This is a genomic window from Stenotrophomonas maltophilia group sp. vghtpe118 (genome assembly GCF_052605195.1).
In genome coordinates, this window is sequence record NZ_CP199672.1 from 3,511,255 (window position 1) to 3,534,628 (window position 23,374).

The 23,374-nt window shown below is 67.9% G+C and carries 25 protein-coding genes; 9 read left to right on the forward strand and 16 right to left on the reverse strand.

What is annotated here, in order from left to right:
- Nucleotide 1 precedes the first annotated feature (1 nt).
- Genes ACUDTM_RS15935 through ACUDTM_RS15955 form a run of 5 tightly spaced genes read left to right on the forward strand, consistent with a single transcriptional unit; the run spans nt 2 to nt 3,610 of the window.
- On the forward strand, nt 2–889 hold the full coding sequence (locus ACUDTM_RS15935; protein ID WP_334272105.1) for a TPM domain-containing protein: 888 nt from the start codon (nt 2–4) through the stop codon (nt 887–889).
- Nucleotides 889–1,383 carry a TPM domain-containing protein gene (locus ACUDTM_RS15940; protein ID WP_005415340.1) on the forward strand — a complete coding sequence of 165 codons (495 nt, stop codon included), beginning with the start codon at nt 889–891 and terminating at the stop codon, nt 1,381–1,383. Before ACUDTM_RS15935 ends, ACUDTM_RS15940 begins: the two co-directional genes overlap by 1 nt.
- A gap of 51 nt (nt 1,384–1,434) precedes the next feature.
- Nucleotides 1,435–2,322, forward strand: coding sequence for a prolipoprotein diacylglyceryl transferase (gene lgt, locus ACUDTM_RS15945; protein WP_334272103.1), 888 nt, complete (start codon nt 1,435–1,437; stop codon nt 2,320–2,322).
- Nucleotides 2,319–3,113, forward strand: a complete 795-nt coding sequence (locus ACUDTM_RS15950; protein ID WP_061478354.1) for a thymidylate synthase — start codon at nt 2,319–2,321, stop codon at nt 3,111–3,113. The genes lgt and ACUDTM_RS15950 overlap by 4 nt, the downstream gene beginning before the upstream one ends.
- 5 nt (nt 3,114–3,118) lie before the next feature.
- Nucleotides 3,119–3,610 (forward strand): dihydrofolate reductase, encoded by a 492-nt coding sequence (locus tag ACUDTM_RS15955; protein WP_072167883.1) that lies wholly within the window; start codon nt 3,119–3,121, stop codon nt 3,608–3,610.
- Between the two features lie 86 nt (nt 3,611–3,696).
- On the opposite strand, the gene ACUDTM_RS15960 is transcribed toward ACUDTM_RS15955, so the two are convergent.
- The 10 genes from ACUDTM_RS15960 to ACUDTM_RS16005 all read right to left on the reverse strand — a co-directional run bounded on the left by ACUDTM_RS15960 (nt 3,697) and on the right by ACUDTM_RS16005 (nt 13,565).
- Nucleotides 3,697–4,344, reverse strand: coding sequence for a DUF1287 domain-containing protein (locus ACUDTM_RS15960; RefSeq protein ID WP_088496060.1), 648 nt, complete (start codon nt 4,342–4,344; stop codon nt 3,697–3,699).
- The gene (locus ACUDTM_RS15965) at nt 4,341–5,363 is read right to left on the reverse strand and encodes a symmetrical bis(5'-nucleosyl)-tetraphosphatase (RefSeq protein ID WP_353080556.1); all 1,023 of its coding nucleotides are present in this window, start codon (nt 5,361–5,363) and stop codon (nt 4,341–4,343) included. The genes ACUDTM_RS15960 and ACUDTM_RS15965 overlap by 4 nt, the downstream gene beginning before the upstream one ends.
- 15 nt (nt 5,364–5,378) lie before the next feature.
- Nucleotides 5,379–5,762 (reverse strand): Co2+/Mg2+ efflux protein ApaG, encoded by a 384-nt coding sequence (gene apaG, locus ACUDTM_RS15970; protein WP_008268668.1) that lies wholly within the window; start codon nt 5,760–5,762, stop codon nt 5,379–5,381.
- A gap of 13 nt (nt 5,763–5,775) precedes the next feature.
- Nucleotides 5,776–6,579 carry a 16S rRNA (adenine(1518)-N(6)/adenine(1519)-N(6))-dimethyltransferase RsmA gene (gene rsmA, locus ACUDTM_RS15975; RefSeq protein ID WP_061478350.1) on the reverse strand — a complete coding sequence of 268 codons (804 nt, stop codon included), beginning with the start codon at nt 6,577–6,579 and terminating at the stop codon, nt 5,776–5,778.
- The gene (gene pdxA / locus ACUDTM_RS15980; RefSeq protein WP_445391408.1) at nt 6,576–7,556 is read right to left on the reverse strand and encodes a 4-hydroxythreonine-4-phosphate dehydrogenase PdxA; all 981 of its coding nucleotides are present in this window, start codon (nt 7,554–7,556) and stop codon (nt 6,576–6,578) included. Before pdxA ends, rsmA begins: the two co-directional genes overlap by 4 nt.
- 3 nt (nt 7,557–7,559) lie before the next feature.
- Nucleotides 7,560–8,903, reverse strand: coding sequence for a peptidylprolyl isomerase (locus tag ACUDTM_RS15985; RefSeq protein WP_151355186.1), 1,344 nt, complete (start codon nt 8,901–8,903; stop codon nt 7,560–7,562).
- On the reverse strand, nt 8,900–11,380 hold the full coding sequence (gene lptD / locus ACUDTM_RS15990) for an LPS-assembly protein LptD (RefSeq protein ID WP_353080557.1): 2,481 nt from the start codon (nt 11,378–11,380) through the stop codon (nt 8,900–8,902). The genes ACUDTM_RS15985 and lptD overlap by 4 nt, the downstream gene beginning before the upstream one ends.
- Before the next feature lie 89 nt (nt 11,381–11,469).
- The gene (locus ACUDTM_RS15995) at nt 11,470–12,408 is read right to left on the reverse strand and encodes a histone deacetylase family protein (RefSeq protein WP_353080558.1); all 939 of its coding nucleotides are present in this window, start codon (nt 12,406–12,408) and stop codon (nt 11,470–11,472) included.
- A gap of 9 nt (nt 12,409–12,417) precedes the next feature.
- Nucleotides 12,418–12,972, reverse strand: a complete 555-nt coding sequence (locus ACUDTM_RS16000; protein WP_072167889.1) for a cob(I)yrinic acid a,c-diamide adenosyltransferase — start codon at nt 12,970–12,972, stop codon at nt 12,418–12,420.
- 8 nt (nt 12,973–12,980) lie between these two features.
- On the reverse strand, nt 12,981–13,565 hold the full coding sequence (locus ACUDTM_RS16005) for a hypothetical protein (protein WP_069139530.1): 585 nt from the start codon (nt 13,563–13,565) through the stop codon (nt 12,981–12,983).
- 109 nt (nt 13,566–13,674) lie between these two features.
- Here ACUDTM_RS16005 and ubiH point away from each other — a divergent pair, with 109 nt between their 5' ends.
- Together ubiH and ACUDTM_RS16015 are read left to right on the forward strand one after the other, a co-directional pair.
- Complete coding sequence (ubiH, locus tag ACUDTM_RS16010; RefSeq protein WP_053500463.1) at nt 13,675–14,883, forward strand: 2-octaprenyl-6-methoxyphenyl hydroxylase; 1,209 nt, start codon at nt 13,675–13,677, stop codon at nt 14,881–14,883.
- Nucleotides 14,880–16,061, forward strand: a complete 1,182-nt coding sequence (locus tag ACUDTM_RS16015) for a UbiH/UbiF family hydroxylase (RefSeq protein ID WP_088496055.1) — start codon at nt 14,880–14,882, stop codon at nt 16,059–16,061. Before ubiH ends, ACUDTM_RS16015 begins: the two co-directional genes overlap by 4 nt.
- A gap of 174 nt (nt 16,062–16,235) precedes the next feature.
- On the opposite strand, the gene ACUDTM_RS16020 is transcribed toward ACUDTM_RS16015, so the two are convergent.
- The 6 genes from ACUDTM_RS16020 to ACUDTM_RS16045 form a co-directional block, all read right to left on the reverse strand.
- Nucleotides 16,236–16,634 (reverse strand): hypothetical protein, encoded by a 399-nt coding sequence (locus ACUDTM_RS16020; protein ID WP_072167892.1) that lies wholly within the window; start codon nt 16,632–16,634, stop codon nt 16,236–16,238.
- 64 nt (nt 16,635–16,698) lie between these two features.
- Nucleotides 16,699–17,766, reverse strand: coding sequence for a 23S rRNA (cytidine(2498)-2'-O)-methyltransferase RlmM (gene rlmM / locus ACUDTM_RS16025; protein ID WP_445391409.1), 1,068 nt, complete (start codon nt 17,764–17,766; stop codon nt 16,699–16,701).
- A complete protein-coding gene (locus ACUDTM_RS16030; RefSeq protein WP_005415358.1) occupies nt 17,750–18,310 on the reverse strand; it encodes a nucleoside deaminase in 561 nt (186 codons plus the stop codon). The genes rlmM and ACUDTM_RS16030 overlap by 17 nt, the downstream gene beginning before the upstream one ends.
- Before the next feature lie 96 nt (nt 18,311–18,406).
- The gene (locus ACUDTM_RS16035) at nt 18,407–19,129 is read right to left on the reverse strand and encodes a DUF6348 family protein (protein WP_445391410.1); all 723 of its coding nucleotides are present in this window, start codon (nt 19,127–19,129) and stop codon (nt 18,407–18,409) included.
- Nucleotides 19,130–19,177: 48 nt separating this feature from the next.
- Nucleotides 19,178–19,831, reverse strand: coding sequence for a hypothetical protein (locus ACUDTM_RS16040; RefSeq protein WP_111201120.1), 654 nt, complete (start codon nt 19,829–19,831; stop codon nt 19,178–19,180).
- A gap of 43 nt (nt 19,832–19,874) precedes the next feature.
- Nucleotides 19,875–21,623 (reverse strand): glutamine--tRNA ligase/YqeY domain fusion protein, encoded by a 1,749-nt coding sequence (locus tag ACUDTM_RS16045; RefSeq protein ID WP_111008393.1) that lies wholly within the window; start codon nt 21,621–21,623, stop codon nt 19,875–19,877.
- Nucleotides 21,624–21,820: 197 nt separating this feature from the next.
- Between ACUDTM_RS16045 and ACUDTM_RS16050 the strand changes: the two genes are divergently transcribed.
- Complete coding sequence (locus ACUDTM_RS16050) at nt 21,821–22,084, forward strand: putative signal transducing protein (protein ID WP_005415362.1); 264 nt, start codon at nt 21,821–21,823, stop codon at nt 22,082–22,084.
- Nucleotides 22,085–22,114: 30 nt separating this feature from the next.
- Nucleotides 22,115–22,780, forward strand: a complete 666-nt coding sequence (gene msrA / locus ACUDTM_RS16055) for a peptide-methionine (S)-S-oxide reductase MsrA (protein ID WP_181503452.1) — start codon at nt 22,115–22,117, stop codon at nt 22,778–22,780.
- The last annotated feature ends 594 nt before the right edge of the window (nt 22,781–23,374 follow it).

Sequence of the window (23,374 nt, forward strand, 5' to 3'; positions counted from 1 at the left end):
GATGCGCCTGGCCACTGCGCTGCTGGCCCTGCTGCTGTGGCTCCCGCTGGCGGCACAGGCTCAGCAGCTGGCGCCGATTCCGGCGCTGGATTCGCCCGTGGTCGACACCACCGGCACGCTGGAGGCTGCGCAGAAGCAGGCACTGGTGCAGCAGGCGCTGGACCTGCAACAGCGCAAGGGCAGCCAGCTGCAGGTGCTGGTGGTACCCACCACCCAGCCGGAGGACATCGCGCAGTACACCACGCGGGTCTTCGACCAGTGGCAGATCGGCCGCAAGGGCGTGGATGACGGCGTGCTGCTGGTGGTGGCCAAGGACGACCGGCGCGTGCGGATCGAGCCGGGTTACGGTCTTGAAGGCGCGATTCCCGATGCCATCGCCAACCGGGTCATCCAGGAATACCTGGTGCCGCGTTTCCGCGCCGGCGACTACGCCGGGGGCATCACCGATGCCACCGCCGTGCTGGTCAAGCTGATCGATGGCGAAACGCTGCCGGCACCGGTCAGTGGTCATCGTGGGCGCGAGCCGGGTGGCGGCGGCGATACCTGGTTCCTGGCGCTGTTCATCGGTGTGTTCGCCGGCAGCATCCTGCGCGGCGTGTTCGCGCGCGTGCCGCGACCGCTGCGCGGCCTGCTCGGCGGTGCCGGTGCGGCGCTGGCGGCGTTCCTGTTCACCTCCACCCTGCTGGCCAGTGGCCTGGCCGGCGTGGTCGGCCTGATCGTGGCGATGCTGTCCGGTCATCCGGGGCGCTTTGCCGGCGGTGGTGGCTGGGGCGGTGGCAGCTGGGGCGGGGGAGGCGGCTTCGGCGGTGGTGGTGGATTCGGCGGTGGTGGCGGCTGGGGCGGCGGCGGTGGCCGTTCCGGTGGCGGTGGCGCTTCGGGAGGCTGGTGATGATCCAACGTCTGTTCCGTCATGTATGTTCGCCGTCGGTACGTCGCGCGTTCCCGCCAGCCACGCTGCAGGCGATCACCGAGGCCATCGCGGCCGGTGAGCAGCGCCACGGCGGTCAGGTGATGTTTGCGGTGGAGGCTGATCTGCCGCTGGCCGCGTTGTGGCACAAGGTCACCCCGAGGCAGGCCGCCGAGCATGCCTTCGCACGCCTGCGCACCTGGGACACCGCCCACAACAACGGCGTGCTGATCTACCTGCTGCTGGCCGACCATGCCATCGAGATCGTCGCCGACCGCGGCCTGCATGGCCGGGTCAGCCCGGCGCAGTGGCAGCGGGTCTGCACCCATCTGCGCGAGGGCCTGCGTGGTTCCAATCCGGTGGAAGCGCTGCAGGATGCCATCGACGAGGTCTCCAGCCTGATCGAAGGGCACTTCCCGGCCTCGACCCGGTCGAACGATGACGCGTTGCCGAACTCGCCCCAGCTCCTTGGTTGAGCCGGGGCGGCACTGGCCCGAGAATAGGCGTTCAACCGCAAGGCACCTTCCATGATCTATTTCCACGACATCGACCCCATCGCCCTCTCGCTGGGGCCGATCAAGGTGCACTGGTACGGCATCATGTACCTGCTCGGCTTCACTGCGGCCTGGCTGCTGGGCCGCACGCGCATCGCCGCCGGGCGCCTGCCGGGCGTCGATGCCAACGGCTTCTCCGACCTGTTGTTCTACGCCATGCTCGGCGTGGTGCTGGGCGGCCGCATCGGCTACATGCTGTTCTACGCGCTGGGGGATTTCCTGCACAACCCGCTGCTGCTGTTCAAGGTGTGGGACGGCGGCATGAGCTTCCATGGCGGCCTGCTGGGCGTGCTGGGTGCCTGCTGGTGGTGGTCGCGCAAGCACGCGCTGCACTTCTTCGACACCATGGATTTCATGGCGCCGCTGGTACCGCTGGGCCTGGGTTTTGGTCGCATCGGCAACTTCATCGGCGCCGAGCTGTGGGGCAAGTACACCGACGGCACGTGGGGCGTGGTGTTCCCGTCGGGCCTGCCGGCGCCGCTGAACCAGTTGGACCACGCGACCCTGCAGGCGCAGTTCGCCACCGGCGCGCTGAACCAGTTCGCCCGCCATCCCTCGCAGCTGTATGAAGCGTTCCTGGAAGGCCTGGTGATGTTCGTGGTGCTGTGGACGGTGTCGGCCAAGCCGCGCCACCGTTACCTGGTCGGCGGCCTGTTCGCGCTGATGTACGGCCTGTTCCGCTTCGCCGTCGAATTCGTACGCATGCCCGACAACGGCGTCTATGTGGCCTTCGACTGGCTGACCCGTGGCCAGATCCTCAGCCTACCGCTGATCGCTTTCGGCCTGGTGCTACTGGTAATGTCGCGCCGCGCGCCGGTACTGCAGCCGCAGCTGCCGGTGGCTGCCGAGGGCAAGGCATGAAGGCTTACCTGGACCTGCTCTCGCACGTGCTCGAGCACGGCGCCGAGAAGAGCGACCGTACCGGCACCGGTACCCGCAGCGTGTTCGGCTGGCAGATGCGTTTCAATCTGGCCGACGGCTTCCCACTGGTCACCACCAAGAAACTGCACCTGCGCTCGATCATCCACGAGCTGCTGTGGTTCCTGAAGGGCGATACCAACATCGGCTACCTGAAAGACAACCAGGTACGCATCTGGGACGAGTGGGCCGACGAGAACGGCGACCTCGGCCCGGTCTACGGCAGGCAGTGGCGCAGCTGGGCCACCGCCGATGGCCGCGAGATCGACCAGATGCAGTGGCTGGTGGACGAGATCAAGCGCAACCCCGATTCGCGCCGGCTGGTGGTCAGCGCCTGGAACGTGGGCGAGCTTTCGCAGATGGCGCTGATGCCGTGCCACAACCTGTTCCAGTTCTACGTGGTGGACGGCAAGCTCAGCTGCCAGCTGTACCAGCGCAGCGGCGACATCTTCCTCGGCGTGCCGTTCAACATCGCCAGCTATGCGCTGCTGACCCACATGGTGGCGCAGGCCACCGGCCTGGGGGTGGGCGACTTCGTGCATACGCTGGGCGACGCGCACCTGTATTCGAACCACTTCGAGCAGGCGCGCGAGCAGCTTTCGCGTGAACCGCGCGCGCTGCCGAAGCTGTGGTTGAACCCGGAGGTGACCGACCTGTTCGGCTTCCGGTTCGACGACATCCGCATCGATGGCTATGACCCGCACCCGGCGATCAAGGCGCCGGTGGCGGTGTGAGTGCCATGAAGCTCTCGATGATCGTGGCGCTGGACCGCAACCGTGGCATCGGCCAGGGCAATGCGATGCCCTGGCATCTGCCGGATGATTTCAAGCACTTCAAGGCGCTCACCCTGGGCAAGCCGATCCTGATGGGGCGCAAGACGGCCGAGTCGATCGGCCGCGTACTGCCGGGGCGGACCAACCTGGTGCTGACCCGCAGCGGCCAGGTGCCGTTCGCGGGCATGCGCGCGGTGGCGTCGCTGGACGAGGCGAAGGCGATTGCCGAAGGCGAGGGCGCCAGCGAGCTGTGCATCATCGGCGGCGGCGAGATCTTCCGTCAGCTGCTTGACCAGGCCAGCGACCTGTACCTGACCTGGGTGGATGCCGAAGTCCCCGCGGATACCCATTTCCCCGAGGTGGACGTGCAGGACTGGCGGGAAGTGAGCAGCGAGCCGCACCCGGCCGATGACCGCCACGCCTATGCGTTCCGCTTCGTGCATTACGTGCGCCGCTGAGGATGGTTTCCTGTAGAGCCGAGCCATGCTCGGCTGCTGTTGCCTGACCCCTCCCGTAGCCGAGCATGGCCCAGCACTACAGGGGCCTACGGCATCCGGTAGTGCCCGATGATCGCGTGCTGGAACAGCAGGTTCTCTTCACGCGTGCCGCGTGCGATGTTGTGCAGCACCAGCGGTGTGCCATTGGCCAGCCTCCGGTCGGAGACGATGCCGACATGCAGCAGACCGTTGCCGTTGAGCTTCCAGGCCACGATGTCACCGGCCGCATAGTCGGTGGCGAGGGCGGTGATCGGTTGCTGCCAGCCCTGCCGTTCGAACCAGCGCATCAGGTTCGGCACACGTCGATGATCAATGTTGCGGTCCGGCCGTGACAGGCCCCAGATCGCGGGATACGCGCTGAAGTTGCCGCGCATGTCTTCATGCACGCGCGCCTGCAGGTCCAGGCCCTGGCTGCGCAGGGCGCGCACCACCACGTCGGTGCACACGCCGCGATCAAGCGGGACGTCGCCGCCAGGATAGGACAGGACCTGGTAGGCGGGATCGTAACGGGTGGTGACGCCGATCTGCGCGCGCGCTGCAGCCACCAGTGGCGGCGAAGGCGCCTGTGCCTGCGAACGCGCGGGGACGGCGTTTCCGCCGCCGGTGGGAGCCGGGGCCGAAGCAGGCTGGCAGCCGCTGGCCAGGGCTAGCGTCAGCAGCAGCACCCTCCATGGTGCCCAGCCGCGTCGCGTCATGCCTGCGGCGCGGCGCCGTTGTTGTGAGGTCCACCGGAGCCCCCACCGCCACCACCTCGACGGCGACGACGGCGCGGACCACGGTTGCCCGGGTTGGCAGCAGCGGCGTTGCCGCCGCCCGGTTCCTTGCCCTGCACCGCAGTGGAGGGGCGCTCGTGCGCCGGTCGCGCCGGTGGGCGGGCGTGGGGTACGGGTGCCGGTACATCGCGGCCCGGCACCTGCACCACGCGCAGCTCGTCAGTATCGAGCTGGATCGCGGTCAGCTTGCCGCCCCAGACTGCGCCGGTGTCGATGGCGTGCACGCCCTGGGTGATGGTCAGGCCCAGCGCCGACCAGTGGCCGCAGACGATCTTGAGGTCGCGCTCGACCCGGCCCGGTACTTCGAACCAGGGGTAGAGTCCCTGTTCCTGCGTGCCGGGGGTGCCCTTGTCCTCGATGCCGATGCGCCCGCGCGGGGTGCAGTAGCGCATGCGGGTGAGCACGTTGATGATCGCGCGCGAACGGTCGTAGCCGGACAGGTTCGGCGCCCAACTTGGCTTGTCGCCGTACATGTTGCGGAACAGCTTGCGGTAGCCGGCGCCGTGCAGCTGCACCTCGACTTCGGCAGCGTGCTTCTCTGCCATCTGCGTGGTCCACTTCGGCGCCAGGCCGGCGTGCACCATCAGCCAGCCCAGCTCGCGATCCACATGCACCAGCTTCTGCAGGCGCAGCCAGTCCAGCAGTTCGTCGCGGTCCTCGGCCTGCACGATGCGCAGCAGGTCCGGGTTGACCTTGCGCTGCTCCTCTTCGGTGCGTGCACCGACGGCCAGCAGCGAAAGATCATGGTTGCCCAGCACCACCACGCTGTGATAGCGCAGCGAATGCACCAGCCGCAGCGTCTCCAGCGACTGGCCACCACGGTTGACCAGGTCGCCGCAGAACCACAGGGTGTCCTGCGCCGGGTCGAAGCGGATCTTCTCCAGCAACCGCTGGGTAACGTCGTAGCAGCCCTGCAGGTCGCCGATCGCCCACACACTCATCGTTCGGCCTCCGTGTCAGTGCAGGGTACGCGGCACGGCCAGCACGAACGGTGCGACCGGCGCGGCAAATTCGGTGCCATCGTCGGCGACCATGTCGTAGTGCCCCTGCATGGTCCCGTGATCGGTTCCCAGCATGACACCGGACGTGTAACGGAAGTCTTCACCGGGGCGCAGCCGCGGCTGCTCGCCGATCACCCCGTCCCCATCGACATGCTCGACACGGCCATTGGCATCGGTGATGCGCCAGTGGCGTGCGACCAGGCGTGCGGCGACCCGCCCCTGGTTGTGGATGCGGATCGTGTAGGCGAACGCAAAGCGACCGTCTTCCGGTGCGGATTGATCGTCGAGGAAGCGCGGCGCAACTTCGACGGAGATGGCATATACGTCAGCGTCTTCCATACCGGCAGTGTAATCAGGAGGCATTGGCCAAAGCGATGAATTCGGCCACGTCCAGCTGTTCGGCGCGGGCATCGGGACGCACGCCGGCAGCGATGAACTGCTCGGCGGACACTACATTGTTCAGGGCATTGCGCAGCGTCTTGCGGCGCTGCCCGAAGGCGGCCTTGACCACCTCGGCGAAGCGCGTGTGGTCGTTGATGCTGATCGAGGCCGGGTCACGCGGCACCAGCCGCACCACGGCGGAATCGACCTTCGGCGGCGGCCGGAACGCGCCCGGCGGCACCACGAACAGCGAGGTCACCTGGCAGTAGGCCTGCAGCATCACGCTGAGGCGGCCATACACCTTGCTTCCGGGGCCAGCCGCCATGCGGTCGACCACTTCCTTCTGCAGCATGAAGTGCATATCGCGGATCACCGCGGCATGCTCCAGCGCATGGAACAGGATCGGCGAGGAGATGTTGTAGGGCAGGTTGCCGACCAGGCGGATCGGCTGGCCATCGGCCAGTTCGGTGAAGTCCACGCGCAGCACGTCGCGGTGGACGATGGTCAGCTCGCCCAGCGGCTCGGCGGCGGCGGTCAGCGGCGCGATCAGGTCGCGGTCGAACTCGATCACCGTCAGCTTCGGGTGCACGCGCAGCAGCGGCAGGGTGATGGCGCCCTGGCCTGGACCAATTTCAACCAGGCGGTCACCATCTTTCGGATTGACCGCCATCACGATCTTGTCGATGTAGTGGCGATCGGCCAGGAAATGCTGGCCAAGCTGCTTCTTGGCCGGTGCGGTGAACACCGGGCCGGAGGGGGAATGCGGGGAATTCATGCGCTCAGTGTACGTTGCCGCGCCAGCTGCGCACACAGCGTCGTTGCCGCCTGCAGGCTGGAAGGATCGGCGATGCCGCGGCCGGCCAGGTCCAGCGCGGTGCCATGGTCGACCGCCACGCGGGGGTAGGGCAGGCCCAGAGTCAGGTTCACCGCCTGCTCGAAGCCGGAATACTTCAGCACCGGCAGGCCCTGGTCGTGGTACATCGCCAGCACGGTGTCGAAGCCGGCCAGCTTGGCCGGCAGGAAGGCGGTGTCGGCCGGCAGCGGGCCGACCAGGTCCATGCCCTCCGCGCGCAGGCGCTGCAGCAGGGGGATGACCAGGTCCAGTTCCTCGCGTCCCAGATGGCCGTCTTCGCCGGCATGCGGGTTCAGCCCGAGCACCGCGATGCGCGGCGCAGGCAGGCCGAACTCGCGGCGCAGCGCGGCATGCACCGTACGCAGGGTGTGTTCCAGGCCGGGCGCGGTGATCGCATCGGCCACCTCGCGCAGCGGCAGGTGGGTGGTGGCCAGGGCCACGCGGACAATGTGATTGGCCAGCATCATCACCACCTTCACTCCGGCCTGGTCGGCCAGCAGTTCAGTGGTACCACTGTAGGCAATGCCGCCTTCGTTGATGACCGCCTTGTGTACCGGGCCGGTCACCACACCGTGCAGCTCACCGGACAGGCAGGCCTGGCCGGCGCCGAGCAGGGCACCGATGACCGCGCTCGCATTGGCCGGATCGGCCTGGCCGAAGTGGCTGGGCGCCGCGTTGCGGACGGCGCGCAGGCGCAGATCGCCCGGGACGCGTGCTTCGGCGTCCTCGGGCAGCAGTTGCAGGGGCAGGTTCAGCGCGGCCGCGGCCGCGCGCAGGGTGTCCGGGTCGGCGAAGGCCAGCAGCCGGCAATCTTCACGCGGCTGCTGGACGAGGCGGACACACAGCTCCGGGCCGATCCCGGCGGGCTCGCCCGGTACCAGAGCGAGCTCGGGGCGCATCGGTCAGGACTGCGGCGGAGTGGCGGTGTTTTCCGCGCGGTCGCCGCTGCGGAAACTGACGTAGGCTTCGCCACGCAGTTCCTGCAGGAAGCGGTTGTACTCGTCTTCCAGCTTCCGACGGCCGATGGTCTCGCGGACCTGGGCACGCTGGTTGTCGGTGGTCACGTCGGTCTGGCGGGTCGCCACGCGCTGCACGATGTGCCAACCGGCGTCGGTGCGGAACGGCTGGCTGACCCCACCATCCTGCAGGCCACTCACCTGCTGGCCGAAGGCCGGACCGAACGCGTCAGCCGGGAACCAGCCGAGATCACCGCCCTGGCCCTTGCTGTTGTTGTCCTCGGAAGACTCCCTGGCAACGGTCTGGAAGTCGGCGCCGCCAGCAATGCGGGCGCGCAGGGTATCGATCTTGGCCTTGGCAGCGGCATCGGTCTGGTTGTCGTCCACGCGGACCAGGATGTGGCGGCCGTGGTACTCGGTGACCGTCTGCTCACCGGCGGCGGAACTGCTGTCACGCACTTCCACCAGCTTCAGCAGCTGGAAGCCGCTCGGGCCGCGGATCGGGCCGACCACCTCGCCCGGCTTCATCTTTTCCATCAACTGGGCAAAGGCCTGCGGGATTTCATCCAGGCTGCGCCAGCCCAGATCGCCGCCTTCCAGTGCGTTCGGGCTGTCCGAATAGCGCACGGCCGCCGCGTTGAAGTCCAGCTCGCCCTTGTCCAGCAGGGCCTTCACGCCATCGGCCTTCTTCTGGCCGGTGGCGATCTGGTCGGCGTTGGCACCGTCGGGCAGGGCGATCAGGATGTGCGCCAGGTGGTACTGGTTGCCTACCGCGGCCTGCTGCTTCAGCGCGGCGTCGACTTCACCCTCGCTGACGCTGATGCGGCTCTGCGCGAAGCTCTGGCGCAGGCGCTGCACGGTGATCTCGTCACGCACCGACGCACGGAAATCGTTGAAATCGATACCGTCATGGGCCAGGCGCTGGCGCAGCGCGTCCAGGTTCGAACCGTTCTGCTGGGCAATGGCGTTCATCGCCTGGTTCAGCTCCTGGTCGCTGACACGGATCCCGCTGCCCTGGGCGCGGGCCACCTGCAGCTTGACCAGCACCAGGCGTTCGAGCACCTGGCGGCTGAGCACGTCTTCCGGCGGAAGCTGGTTTTCGCGGCCAGCGTACTGCGCCTTGATGTTGGCGATCGCACGCTGGAGCTCGCTCTGCAGGATCACGTCCTCATCGACGACGGCAGCGATGCGGTCAAGCGGCTGCGCCTCCTGGGCAAGCACCTGCAGGGGGGCGGACACGCTGGACACCGCCAGCAGCGAGGCGAGAAGAACGGGGAAGCGCTTGGTCATGGGATCAGGTTCGGATCGTAGTCATCCCGGGTCGCCCCGGTGTTGCTCGGCGGCACGAGATAGAGGTCGTCGCGGTTGTAGCCGAGGATAGCACGGCGCAGGGTACGGTCCGTGTCCTGCCCCAGGGAGCTCAGGCCCTTGAGCACGAACTCCAGCTGGATGGCGTTGTTCATCTCGCCTTCGCGGTTGCGGACGTAACGGCGGGCGACCGCACGCACGGCCAGGCAGCAGCTGTCCCACTGGACGCCGGCGATGATTTCCAGCGGTTCCTTGTCCTGCAGCGAGTAGTAGTAGCGACCGACCAGGCTCCAGCGCGCATTCAGCGGGTACAGGAACGACAGGTCGGCCTGTTCCAGCAGGGTACGGTCGTGCTTGTTGGCGGTGGCCGGGGCGCCCGAGTTGATGCGGTAGCGGTAGCTGAGATTGATCACGCCATCGTTGGGCATCAGGTAGCGGGCACGGACGCTGGCCAGATCCTCGCGCTTGTACTTCGGGTCCCACTGGTAGGTGGCACCCAGGGTCCAGCGGTCGTTGATCATGTAGTTGCCGTCGGCGATCCACGCCGACTTGCCCTTTTCCACCGGCGCGCCGCCCGGAGTGACGGTCACCCGCGACTCGTCGAAATACTGGATCTGGCCGATGGCAGCCGAGAAGCGTTCCTTGCCGGTGGTCTGGTCGATGAAGCGGGTGCCCAGTGCCAGGGTCAGCTGGTTGGCATCGTTCTGGCGGTCGGCGCCGGTGTAGCGCGAGTCGCGGAACAGTTGGCCCCAGCTGAAGGTGAAGTCACGGGTGTCGAAGATCGGCAGCTCGTCCTGGTTGCGGTACGGCGTGCGCAGGTAGAACAGACGCGGTTCCAGCGTATGCAGGAATGACTTGCCGCCGATCGTGGTCTCGCGATCGAAGAACAGGCCGGCGTCGATGCTGCCGATCGGCAGGCTGCGGCTGGGCGAGGTGTTGCCTCGCAGCTGTTCCGGCGTGGCGGTGTTCGGGTCGATCCCCTGCGAGGCCAGCACGTTGCGGCGGACGCTGTCAGCCAGGCCCTGGTCCAAGTCGTAGCCGGTGTAGCGGTAGGCCAGGGTCGGGGTGACGTACCAGGCCGCGCCACTGATCGGGAACGACACGTACGGCTTCACGTCCAGGCGCGAGCCGCCGTACATGCGTTGGGTCTGGCCGTTGCGCGTGTACTGCAGGTCCTCACCGGCATCGGCGCCGTACTTGAAGTTGATGTCGTCGTGGGTGAAGCGCACGGCTTCGGCATAGATGCCGGTTTCCAGCCACGGCAGGACCGGCTTGTCCCAGTTGAGGTACAGGCGCGGCTGGCGGTTGTACGGCAGCGCGCTTTCATTGAGCGTGTAGTCGGTCAGCTGCCAGCGGTCGGCCATGATGCCGGCCGTCCAGTTCCGGCCGGTGCCGTACAGGCCCACGGTGCTCTGCAGGTTCGAGGCAGTCACCCCGACCAGGCGGTTGGCGAAGTCCTCGACATAGCGCTCGTCGCTGACCCAGGCCAGGTTCGCACGGGCTTGCCAGTGGCTATCCACGTTGTGGTAACCGCTGAACATCACCCGGCCGCGGTCGCGGTCGCGCAGCTTGTCGTTGGGCATGAACGCGGTCAGCAGTTCACCGCGGCCGCCGTTGTAGAGATAGCGGAACTCGTTGTCGAGCATCAGGCCGCGCCGGCTCATGTAGCGCGGGGTCAACGTATCGTCGTAGTTCGGCGCCAGGTTGAAGTAGATCGGCTGTGCGTAGTCGAATCCGTTGCGCCCGGACATGCCCAGCTGCGGGAACAGCAGGCCGGTCTTGCGGCGGTCGTCGATCGGGAACTTGAAGTACGGCGCCCACAGCACCGGTACCTTGCCGATCCGCAGCACGGCGTTGCGGGCGGTGCCGAAGCCCTCGTCGTTGTCCACTTCGATCTGCGGCGCCGACAGTTTCCACACCGGCTGTGACGGGTCGCAGGTGGTGTAGGTGGAGCGGTGCATCTGGCCGACCGCGCCCTGCAGGTCGACCGACTCGGCATCGCCGTTGCCGCGGCGCGACACCAGCTGGTACTTGATGTCGGTGATCTTGTGGGTGTCGCTTTCCTGGTTGCCCTCGGCGCGCTTGGCGACCATGCGGATCGAGGAGTCCTGGTAGCGGACATTGCCGTCGGCGATGTAGTTGCCGCTCTCGGTATCGAAGCTGAGCTTGTCGGTGCCGACGAACTGGTCGCCGCGGCGCAGGGCCACGTTGCCTTCGTACTGCGGCACGGTGGTCGTGCCCAGCAGCTGGTCACCCTCGATGTCGGTCGGCTGCTGCTCGCGCGCAGCGCTGGCGGCGGCCTTGTCCTGCCCCGGGACCGGGGTGGGGGCATCGGTGAACGCGGGAATCACGTCGGTAGCCGGGCACAGGCCCCAGTTGAGCGGCTTTTCATCGGCCATTGCCGGCAGGCAGATGGCGATGCTCAGAGGCAGGGGAAGCAGGCGGAGGGCTCGGCGCACGCGGTTCGGATTCGGGCGAAAACGGACGGTAGCTTGCCCCATCCCTTGCATAGGGGCAATGAAGGACGCGGGAGCCTGCCGGCTCGGGTTCATCCGGAGACGCTGCCGGGAGGGGGCAGCAGCAGGGCCCGGACATGGGCCACGCTGCACTCGGCAAGGGCCTGCAGGTCATAGCCGCCTTCCAGCATCGAGACCACCCGGCCGGCCGCATGGCGGCGCGCCAGCGCATGCAGTTCCCGGGTGATCCAGGCGAAATCGTCGGTTTCCAGCATCAGGTCGGCCTGCGGGTCGCGCAGGTGGGCATCGAAGCCGGCCGAGATCAGCAGCAGCTGCGGGCGGAAGTCGTCGATGGCCGGCAGCATCTCGTCGGCCCACACGTTGCGGAAGCGGAAACCGCCACTGCCGGGGGGCAGCAGGATGTTCATCAGGTTGCCGGCACCGCGGTCGCGGCGCAGGCCCGAATTGGGGAACAGCCCGGCCTGGTGGGTGCTGTAGTAGGAGACCCGGGCGTCGTGCTGGAAGATGTCCTGGGTGCCGTTGCCATGGTGGACATCGAAATCGACCACCGCGATCCGCTCCAGCCCATGGCGGTCACGGGCATAGGCGGCGGCGATGGCGATGTTGTTGAGCAGGCAGAAGCCCATCGCCGTGCTGCTGGTAGCGTGGTGGCCCGGGGGCCGCACCGCGCAGAACGCCAGCGGGTCCTCGCCCAGCATCACTGCATCGACCGCCGCCACCCCGGCGCCGGCGGCGTGCACGGCGGCACTGGCCGAGCCCGGCGAGGTCCAGGTGTCCATGTCCAGCTGGCGCAGCGGCGCGGTCTGCGGCTGCAGCACGAAGTCGAGCAGGACGCTGTCGTGGACCCGGGTCAGTTCGCCGAACTTGGCCGGCGGCGCCTCGCGCCAGTCCAGCTGGCCGGGGAACGCGGTGTGCAGGGCATCGAGCACATGCTGCAGGCGTTGCGGGCACTCCGGATGGCCAGGGCCGGGGTCATGCAGCAGGCAGGACGGATGGGTGAAGACCAGCATCGTGCCGACTCAGCGCTGGCGCTGCTGTGGCTGCCACAGCGCTTCGCCATGGCCGTCGGCGCGGGCCAGTACGCGGGCCAGCACGAACAACAGGTCCGACAGCCGGTTGAGGTACTGCAACGCCTCGCTGCGCACGGCTTCGTGGCGGGCCAGGGTGACCGTCTCGCGCTCGGCGCGGCGGACGATGGTGCGGGCCAGGTGGCAGCGTGCGGCGGCCTCGCCACCGGCCGGCAGGATGAACTCCTTCAACATCGGCAGGTTGGCGTTGTAGTGGTCCAGCTGCTGTTCCAGTGCCGAGACATCGGCGGCGTGGATGGCGGCGTGGCCGGGGATGCACAGCTCGGCACCCAGGTCGAACAGTTGGTGCTGCAGATGCACCACCAGCGCGCGGACATCCTCGGGCAGCGCGGTGGCAAGCAGCAGGCCAAGCGCAGCGTTGGCTTCATCGACGGTGCCGTAGGACGCCACCCGGGCGTCGTCCTTGCCGACGCGCTGGCCGTCGCCGAGGCCGGTACTGCCGTCGTCGCCGGTGCGGGTATAGATGCGCGAGAGGCGATGACCCATGGCGCGGCTCAGTGCCGGATGTCGCGGCGGGCCTGCTGGAGCTTCAGTACCTGCTCCACGGCCAGCTGCAATGCCGCCGCCAGCGCCACGTAGATCGCGGTGGTGCGCAGGTAGGGGCCGAACCATTGTGCGTAGTTCTGCGCCCAGCCGGCCAGCGTCGGCTCGGCCACGTTGCGGGTGGTCCAGTAGAAACCGCCCTGCGCCAGCAGGTGGCAGACCGCCACCGAGGCCACCAGCAGCAGCGTACCCTTGGCCAGCACCGGCCAGCGTGCGCCCTGGTAGTTGCGGCCCAGCAGCATGCCGCCGGCCCACAGCGAGAAGTATGCCGGCAGCAGCAGCCAGTAACCCGGCGACACGCAGTAGTGCTGCCAGAAATCCAGGCCGCTGCTGCGGATCACGATCCAGTCCACCAGCACGGCGAACACCATCAACAGCGGAAACGCCCAGCGTGTCCACGTGGCCAGGTAGAAGCCACCGATGAAGAACACCGCCCAGGAGGCATCGGGGATCGCCGCGAAGTGGTTGACCCGGGTCGCCGCCAGCAACAGCACAAGGACGGACAGGACGAAGGCGCGGTTGGCGGTGGCGGACATGGCAGCGGGCCCGGAGCGGATTCAGGTTTCATTCTAGCCCGCCGCGCCGGTTGGCGCAGGTCGGGTGATGTTGGGTGTTCGGGCAGGGCGAGCGCGTATCATGAACATCATGAGTGAACGACATGACGTGCTGATCGTCGGTGGTGGCCTGGTCGGTGCCAGCCTGGCCATCGCCCTGGACCGCCTGGGCCGCGATGTGGGCCTGCTCGAGGCCAGCCCGGCCGGCGAGCTGCCGGCGGTATTCGACCAGCGCAACCTCAGTTTTGCCGCTGCCACGGTCAATGCGCTGACCGCGCTGGGTGTCATGCAGAAGCTGGCGATGGCGCCGGGCCCGATCCGCCGCATCCACGTCAGCCGCGCCGGCGATTTCGGCCGCGTGCAGCTGGAGGCTTCCGACTACGACCGGCCGTGGTTCGGCCAGGTGGTGGTGGCGCGGGACTTCGGCCAGGCGCTGGAAGCGCGCCTGCAGGAGCTGCCGCGGCTGCGGCGCTACCGGCCCATGCGCTTCCTGGGCCTGGGCGAGGTGGTCGATGGCTACCGCCAGGTGCGGGTGGCCGACGAGACCGGCGAACGCGTGCTGCAGGCCCGGCTGGTGGTGGGGGCCGATGGCACGACCAGTGGCGTGCGCGGCGCGCTCGGCATCGAGGTCGACCGCCATGATTTCCAGCAGACCCTGTTCGTGGCCCGCGTGCGCAGCCAGCGCGCGCCGGACGGCACCGCCTGGGAGCGCTTCACCGATACCGGCCCGACCGCCCTGCTGCCGCGTGGTGATCGCCACTTCGGCACCGTGCACGGTGTTGCGCGCGACCAGGCCGATGCGGTGATGGCGCTGGACGATGCGGCTTGGCTGCAACGCCTGCAGAACGCGATCGGCTGGCGCGCCGGCCGGCTGCTCGAATCCGGCCCGCGCAGTGCTTATCCGCTCATCCAGGTGCTGGCGCGCGCGTTGGCCGGAGAGCGCGCGGTGCTGCTCGGCAATGCCGCGCAGACCATCCATCCGCTGGGGGCGCAGGGCTTCAACCTGGGCCTGCGCGATGCGCTGACCCTGGCTGAACTGCTGGAGGATGCGCATGAGGATGCCGGCAGCGATGCACTGCTGCAGGCCTATGTCGCGCGCCGCGAAGAGGACCGCCGGCAGACGGTGGCGTTCTCCGGCGGGCTTGCGCGCCTGACCAGCAATCCGGCGCCGTTGATGCGGCCGCTGCGCAGCCTCGGCCTGGTGGCCGCGCAGCGCGCCTCGGTGCAATCGATGCTGGTCGGTGGTGCGATGGGCTTCCGCGGCGAGGTGCCGCGGCTGTGCCGTGGAGAAGCGGCATGAGCCGGCGCGCGCGTCTTGATGTGGCCATCATCGGCGGTGGCGTGGTCGGTGCCGCGTGTGCGCTGGCGCTGGCTGATGCTGGCCTGTCGGTGGCGCTGGTGGAAGGTCGCGAACCGGCGCCGTGGCAGGCCGCACAGCCGGACCTGCGCGTGTTCGCCTTCGCTGCCGACAACGTACAGCTGCTGAATCGTCTTGGTGTGTGGCCGGCGATCGCGCAGGCCCGTGCATGGCCCTACCGGCGCATGCAGGTGTGGGACGCTGCCGGTGGCGAGGATCTGCTGTTCGACGCCGATCGCTTCGGCCGTCGCGAACTGGGCTACATCGTCGAGAACGGGCTGCTGCAGGACCGCCTGTGGTCGGCGCTGCCGGCGGCGGGTGTGCAGCTGCACTGCCCGGCACGGGTGGACGCGCTGGAGCAGGACGAGGACGGCGTGCGCCTGCGCCTGGATGACGGGCGTCGCCTGGAAGCGGCGTTGGCGGTGGCCGCCGACGGCGCCGAATCGACCCTCCGCCAGCTGGCCGGGATCGAGGTGGAACGCCATGACTACCACCAGCGTGGCGTGGTGGCCTACGTGGACAGCGATCTTCCCAACCAGGCCACGGCCTGGCAGCGCTTTCTGCCAAGCGGGCCGCTGGCGTTGTTGCCGGTGGCCGAACGCCGCAGCTCGATCGTCTGGACCCTGCCCGAGGACGAGGCGGCGCGTGTTCTGGCGCTGGACGAGGACAGCTTCAACCGCGAACTGACCCGCGCCTTCGCGGCACGCCTGGGTGAGCTGCGGTTGGCCTCATCGCGTGCGGCATTCCCGCTGCGCCGCCAGCTGGCCCGTCACTACGTGGCCGGTCGTGTGCTGGCGTTGGGTGACGCGGCGCATGTGGTGCATCCGCTGGCCGGGCAGGGCGTGAACCTGGGGCTGCGTGATGTCGCCGCCCTGCAGCAGTGGCTGGCACCCTCGGCAGAGCGCCGCGGCCAACCGCGGCTGTCGCCGCAGCGCCTGCAGCGCTGGGCACGTGAACGGCGGAGCGACAACCACATCGCCGCCTACAGCTTCGATGCGATCAACCGCCTGTTCTCCAACGACGAAATGCACCTGACCCTGGCCCGGGGCCGTGCGCTGGGCTGCGTCGGCCGATGGCCGCCGCTGGTGCAGGCGTTCTGGAAGCGCGCCGCCGGCGTCTGACCGGAATTCAGACCGCACGACGCGACGGGCGTCGCTGGCGTGTTACCAACCACGGGACGCCGCTTTGGCACCTACCGATAGCGGATCGTGCGCGCGCCGTCGGTGATCAAAAAAGGGGACGGAGGGGATTAAGTCGTATGTGCACATACGACTTAATCCCCTCCGTCCCCTTTTTCAATCCACCAGCCAACCGGCCAGGTCTGCACGATCCAGCTTGCCGCGACGCTTCACGTCCAACGCATTGAACTCATCGGCCAGCGCCGGGTTGGCCTGTGCTTCCTCGCGGCTGATGAAACCGTCGCCATTCACGTCAAGGTCGCTGAAGCGGATGCGGTACTGGCCAACCACGCTGCTGGGTTCCAGCGAGCGCACGGTCACCTGTGCCTCGCCGGCCGGCTGCGGAATATCGACGCTGCCGGTGACGCGGCCGGCATCCAGGGGCTGCTGACGGATGGCGCCGCCGGTCGGGCCCAGCGGCTGGCTCTGCGCAGGGGTGGACGGACCATGCTGGGCCATCGCCGGTACCGAAGCCAGCAGGGTGGCCACCAGCACGGCGGAACGGGGAAGGTTCATGACAGGCTCCTTGCCAGAGGGTACCGGGAGCGTACTCCCGGCAACCTGTGCCGCCGATGACGGATCAGCGCAGCGGCGAGGCCAGCACGGTGATCTCTTCACGATCGTGATAGAGCTGCTTGGCGCGCACCACCAGCGGCTTGCCGGCCTGGTCCTGGAACAGGTCCAGGCACAGCCGGGTCTCGTCCCAGCGCTTCTTCATCGGCAGCTTCAGATTGAAGATCGCATGCCTGCACCAGCCCTCGCGGAACCAGGTGGCCATGCGTTCGGCGACGCGGCGCGGCTGCTCGACCATGTCGCAGACCATCCAGTCCAACGGTTGTTCCGGATGCCAGTGGAAGCCATCGGCGCGCAGGTGCTCGACCAGGCCGGTGTCCAGCACGTACTGGCGCAGCGGGCCATTGTCGATGCTCAGCACGTGCATGTGCTGCCGGGTGAGCACCCAGGTCCAGCCACCTGGGGCGGCGCCAAGGTCGGCCGCGCGCATGCCGGGCTTGGCCAGCGTCTCGCGTTCTTCCGGCGTCAGCAGGGTCAGCAGCGCTTCGTCCAGCTTCAGCGCCGAACGCGAAGGCGCTTCGGGCAGCAGCTTCAGGCGCGGAATGCCCAGTGCCCACGGCGCGCTGTCGGCCGGGTCGGCCACGCAGACGAAGGCGTGGGTACCATCGACGAACACCACATGCAGGCGCGGCAGGCGGGTGTTCGGCTTGTCGCTGAGCTTGCCGGCCTTGCGCAGCGCCGGGCGCAGCGCGTTGCAGAAGGCACGCGCCAGCCCGGACAACGGCTTGCCAGCGTCGGAATCGGGATGCTCCACCCACAGGTCGCCGAAGCGCGGCGCATCGGCCAGCACCTCCAGCATCGGCGTGATGCGGTCGGCCGGATCCAGCTGTGGCAGCTCAGCGAGCACAACCAGCTTCTGCCGCGCGAAGATCAGTTCGCGCCAGCGCAGGCGCGGTGCCAGCGCCGCGGCCTCGTCGCACATGAACAGCACGTAGCCGTCATTGCGCTGGGTGCGCGCATAACCGGCGAAACCGGCTTCGCCGGCACGGAACTGCAGTTCGCCTGCCAGCTCGGGCTCGAAACCCTGCCGGCACAGGCACAGCAGGCCGATGCCGGTTTCAGTAACGGGCGCCATCGCTTTCCCCATAGGCACGCAGCACGCTGCGCGCGGCGTCGCGGTTCAGGCCCTGCACCACTTCGATGCCACGCTTGTTGAGCTCGCCGACCCAGTCGGCCGGCAGCGGGCCTTCGTCGAACGGGGTCAGTTCTTCGACGTCGGCTGCACTGGCACCGATCAGCAGGCGGTCGATGCCCGCCCATACGGTGGCGCCGTAGCACTGGCAGCATGGCTGCGAACTGGTGGCCAGGGTGACCGGCGACAGCACCGCGTTCAGGCGCGGGGTCTGCAGGCGCTGCTGGGCCAGCATGTAGGCCATGTTCTCGGCATGCGCCAGCGAAGTGGCGTGCGGCATCACCCGGTTCACGCCGGCGGCGATCACCTTGTCATCCGGGCCGAACACCACGGCGCCGAACGGGCCGCCACTGGCGTGCTCGACGTTCAACCGCGACAGCTCGATCGCCAGCGCGACCTTGGCCTCATCGCCCGGATATCGACGATCCAGGTCGATCTGGTCGTGGATCCAGGCGGGAAGGGTCAGGTGGACTTGCGCGTACAGCATCGCGGGGGTGCCTCGTAGGGATGGAAGAAAATGCGGTTGCTTGGGAAACCGGCGCGCAGTGTAGCCGCACCGGCCTGTATCGGGTGTGGCGGTGGGTCAGCCGGGCGAGCCGGTGCGGATCACCACGTACTGCTTGCGGAACTCCAGCCCGGCCTGCGGCCAGCTGGCGGCATACGCGCGCAGCAATGGCAGGGCAGCGGCGAAGTCGTGGCCATTGACCCGGCAATCGGCCTCGCACAGGCCATCGGCATCGCGCGAGGCGAACAGGCGGATGGCCAGGAACGGGCGCGCTTTCAGCAGTTCGTCGAAGGCGTCCATGCTCCTGGTGAACAGGCAGCACGGACAGGACCCATGGTCGTCCTCGCTGCAGGTGCTGGCGTCCACCTCGTGCTCGCGGTAATGCGCCAGCGGACCCAGCACCACGGTGCGTTCGTGTTCCTGGCCGTCATCGCCGGCCGGATAGGTCAGGCCCATCATCGGCAGGCCCTGTGCGTCTTCGGCGCCGATCGCGGTCTGCAGGGTCACCAGGTCCACCCGTGCCCAGGCCTGGAAGCCGGCCAGCAGCGATGCCTGTTCATCGGTACCGTTGGCGTGCTGGTACTCGAACAGGCCGTCAGCGAACAGCAGCGGATGCTGGCTTTCGATGACGGTGGAGGTCTGCCAGCCGCCGTTGTCGCGCGCGTGTGCGGCCATCGCATGCGGGGTCAGGCGCAGTCCGCTGTCCAGCAGCAGCGCGTTGCCGTCGATGCGGCTGGCGACGCTGGCGTCCTGCAGCGCCTGCTGCAGCAGTGGGAGGAGGGCGGTGGACGTCGTGGTCATGTCGGGCCTGTGGATGGATCGGGTGGAGCATCCAGGCCGGGCCTGGTGCTAGCGGTCGAGCGCGTCAAGTTCGGCGCGATAGCGCTGCGCGTCGGACTGCTGCTGCGGGTCGTTGCCGTGGTCGCGCAGCCAGCTTTCCAGCTCGCGGCGATAGTCCGCGCGGAAACCGGCATTGCCCGGGCTGAAGTGCAGCTTGCGCGCCGCCACCTCCACCCGCTCGCGCGCGCTGGCACGGGCTTGCGCGATGCCGTGCGGCGATTCGTTGGTGAGGATGACGAAGTTGCGTGGGAAGCCCGGCGTGTACTTCACGACGAACGGCTGGTCCTGCGCAGGGATACGGATGGCGTTCTCCAGCGGCCACAGCGAGGCGGTGTTGGTATGGAACACCACCTCCACGTCGCGGCCCTTGGCGGTGCGCAACACCGCTTCGTAACGCCAGATGTACTGTTCGTTGAGCGTGGAATTGGTTTCCTCGGCCTTCACGATCACGGCTTCACCGCGCTCGCCGACCGCATTGAGGAAAGTGGCGTTGAGGAAGCTGCCGAGGAAGATGTTGAGCATCGCCAGCGGAAACACCACGATGGCGTAGACCGGCGAACGCCGCCACCACGAGACCAGCCCGGCCAACACCATTGCTGCAAAGAACGTCAGCAGCGGATGCTGCGAGATGAACCAGAGCAGGGCGGACAGGGCGGTGATCATCGTCGGAAGTGTGCGGGCGCCATCCCGGCGCCCGCGCAGGTCCTCAGGCCGACCAGGTGTCGCGCAGGGTCACGCTGCGGTTGAACACCGGCTTGGCTTCGGTGTGATCGCGGCGGTCGGCGACGAAATAGCCGGTGCGCTCGAACTGGAACGACTGCTCCGGTGCGGCGCTGGCTGCGGCCGGCTCGACATAGCCGGTGACGGTACGGCGCGACTCCGGGTTCAGGTAGTCGCGGTAGGTCTTGCCTTCCGATTCGTCATCCGGGTTCGGCACCGAGAACAGGCGGTCGTACAGGCGGATCTCGGCCGGCACGCCGTGCACGGCGCTGACCCAGTGGATGGTGCCCTTGACCTTGCGGTTGGCGCCTTCCATGCCCGGACGCGATTCCGGATCGAGCCAGCCGCGCAGTTCGATGATGGTGCCGTCGGCATCCTTGATCACTTCGTCGCAGCGGATGATGCCGGCGCCACGCAGGCGCACTTCGCCGCCCGGCACCAGGCGCTTCCAGCCCTTCGGCGGCACTTCGGCGAAGTCCTCGCGATCGATCCACACTTCGCGGGCGAACGGAACTTCGCGGCTGCCGAAGCTCTCGTCCTTCGGGTGGTTGCTGAAGGTCAGCAGTTCTTCGTGGCCTTCCGGAAGGTTGGTCAGCACCAGCTTGACCGGATCGACCACCGCCATGCGGCGTGGTGCGGCGCTGTCGAGGTCCTCGCGCAGTGCGCCTTCCAGCACGCTGAAGTCGATCAGCGAATTCTGCTTGCTGATGCCCACGCGCTCGGCGAACAGGCGCATCGCGGCCGGGGTGTAGCCACGGCGGCGCAGGCCCTGCAGGGTCGGCATGCGCGGGTCTTCCCAGCCGTCCACCAGCTGTTCGGTGACCAGCGCCATCAGCTTGCGCTTGCTCATCACCGTGTAGTTGATGTTCAGGCGCGAGAACTCGATCTGGCGCGGCTTGGCCGCTTCGCGTGGCAGCCCGGCATCGACCAGCGGCTGGGTCAGCGCGTCGTCATGGGCGAAATCGACGTTGTCCACGCACCAGTCGTACAGCGGGCGGTGGTCTTCGAATTCCAGCGTGCACAGCGAGTGGGTGATGCCCTCGATCGAATCACCCAGCGCATGGGCGAAGTCGTACATCGGGTAGATTGGCCACGCGTTGCCGGTGTTCTGGTGCTCGACGTGCTTGATGCGGTACAGCGCAGGATCGCGCAGGTTGATGTTGCCGCTGGCCATGTCGATCTTCGCGCGCAGGGTGCGCGCGCCATCCGGGAATTCACCGGCGCGCATGCGGCGGAACAGGTCGAGGTTTTCCTCGACGCTGCGGTCGCGCCATGGCGACGGACGGCCCGGCTCGGTCAGGGTGCCGCGGTAGGCGCGCACTTCTTCGGCCGACAGGTCGCAGACATAGGCCTTGCCCTGTTCGATCAGCTTCTCGGCGGCCAGGTAATAGGCCTGGAAGTAGTCCGAAGCATGGCGCAGCTCGTTCCACTCAAAGCCCAGCCAGCGCACGTCGTCCTGGATCGCGGCCACGTATTCCGGATCTTCCTTGGCCGGGTTGGTGTCGTCGAAGCGCAGGTTGCAGACGCCGCTGAACTCGCCGGCGATGCCGAAGTTCAGGCAGATCGACTTGGCATGACCGATGTGCAGGTAGCCGTTCGGCTCCGGCGGGAAGCGGGTCTTGATCGCCTGGTGCTTTCCGCTGGCCAGGTCCTCGCGCACGATCTGGCGGATGAAATCGCGCTTCTCGTGGCTGTCGGCGGGGGTCTCGGGGCTGGCAGGGGTGTGCTCGGACATGAGTCGGCGAAAAGAAAGGCAGAAAGACCAACAGTCTAGCGCGTACCGGGCAGAACTGCCGGGGTTGCCGGCCAGCGGCCGGCAATACCCGGCGTCTTCCGGTAGTGCCGGCCGCTGGCCGGCAACTCTCGGGTCCCGCCCTCTCCACCATTCAGCCCCCAGGCGTATGCTGGACCCTTGCCCCGAGGAGCCGCCACATGCACATCGTGTACAAGGCCGACAACCTGTTCGACGCCCATCTGGTCAAGCACGCCCTGGAAGACGCCGGTATCCCCGCGTTCGTGTTCGGAGAGCAGTTGCTGGGCGGGATGGGCGAGCTGCCGCTGTTTGGCGTGTTGCGGGTCGGCATCCCCGATGCGGCGCGGCCGCAGGCCGAGGACATCGTAGCGGCGCTGGACTTGGGCCAGGCCCCGTCCGACCCCATTTCCGATGCAGACGACATTGCCGGCCTTCCGGCGTAGGAGCGCATCATGTTGGGAATTGGCCAGGGCATCCTCGGCATCGGCGCCTTCAAGCAGCGCCTGCCGCGCCCGGAAGAGGCGCTACCGGGGCGTGACCAACCACTGCCGCTGCACAGCAACCAGCACTTCGTGAACAGCCATCCGCTGAAGGACCGTTTCGCCGGCCTGCAGCAGATCCGCTTTGCGCTGGGCTGTTTCTGGGGCGCCGAGCGCAAGTTCTGGACCGAGCCGGGCGTGTACAGCACGTCGGTCGGCTATGCAGGCGGCATCACGCCGAACCCGACCTATGAAGAGGTCTGCTCGGGCCTGACCGGCCACACCGAAGTGGTACAGGTGGTGTTCGACCCGGCGGTGGTGAGCCTGGAGCGGCTGCTGCAGCTGTTCTGGGAAAGCCACGATCCAACCCAGGGCATGCGTCAGGGCAACGACACCGGCACCCAGTACCGCTCGGCGATCCATGCCACCGACGAGGCCCAGTACAAGGCCGCGCTGGCCAGCCGCGAGGCCTACCAGGCGCAGCTGGCTGCGGCCGGCTACGGCCCGATCACCACCGAGATCGTGTACCCGGCACCGGCGTACTACTACGCCGAGGACTACCACCAGCAGTACCTGGCGAAGAATCCGAACGGCTACTGCGGCATCGGCGGCACCGGCGTGAGCTGCCCGATCGGGGTGGATGTGGAGGCGCCGCGCTGACGCGCGGTGGTCCGCCTGCGGCGGGCAACGTCAACATCAACATCAACAGCCAAAGCGGCTCTGGGTTGCTGATGGTTGGGCGGGACGGGGGCGGCTGGCAGGACACGCCGTAAACCCGTCCATGGGGGCTCGATGGCGCCATCCATGGCGCCAACGGTCCTGCCAGCCGCCCCCGTCCCACCTTCGACAGTTTCCCGGTGACGGTGGGCAAGAGCATGGGTTACTGACGAACTGAAGAAAAACAAAAAGGACGCGGCGTTTGCCGCGTCCTTTTTGTTTGATCCTGCAGTGCTTTCTGTAGAGCGGAGCCATGCTCCGCTCCAAGCAAGCGAAGCGCGCGACCCGCTGTTGCTCTTCTTTCCTTCTTCCGTGGCGGGCGGCCGCAGGAAACTGTCGAAGGCGTGGTGGGTAGGCCGTGCAGGGGCGTGAGCCGCATGGGCCCGAGGCATGCCTCGGGCGGGTTGGGCAGGACGCCCAACCCCGGTCTTGCCGTGTGCGCAGGACAGCGCACACGAGCAAGCGGCGGCCAAGCCTCCAGGGATGGATTCACGGCGTCTCCCGCGAACCCAACCCGCCCGACCCAGCACGGCTTTT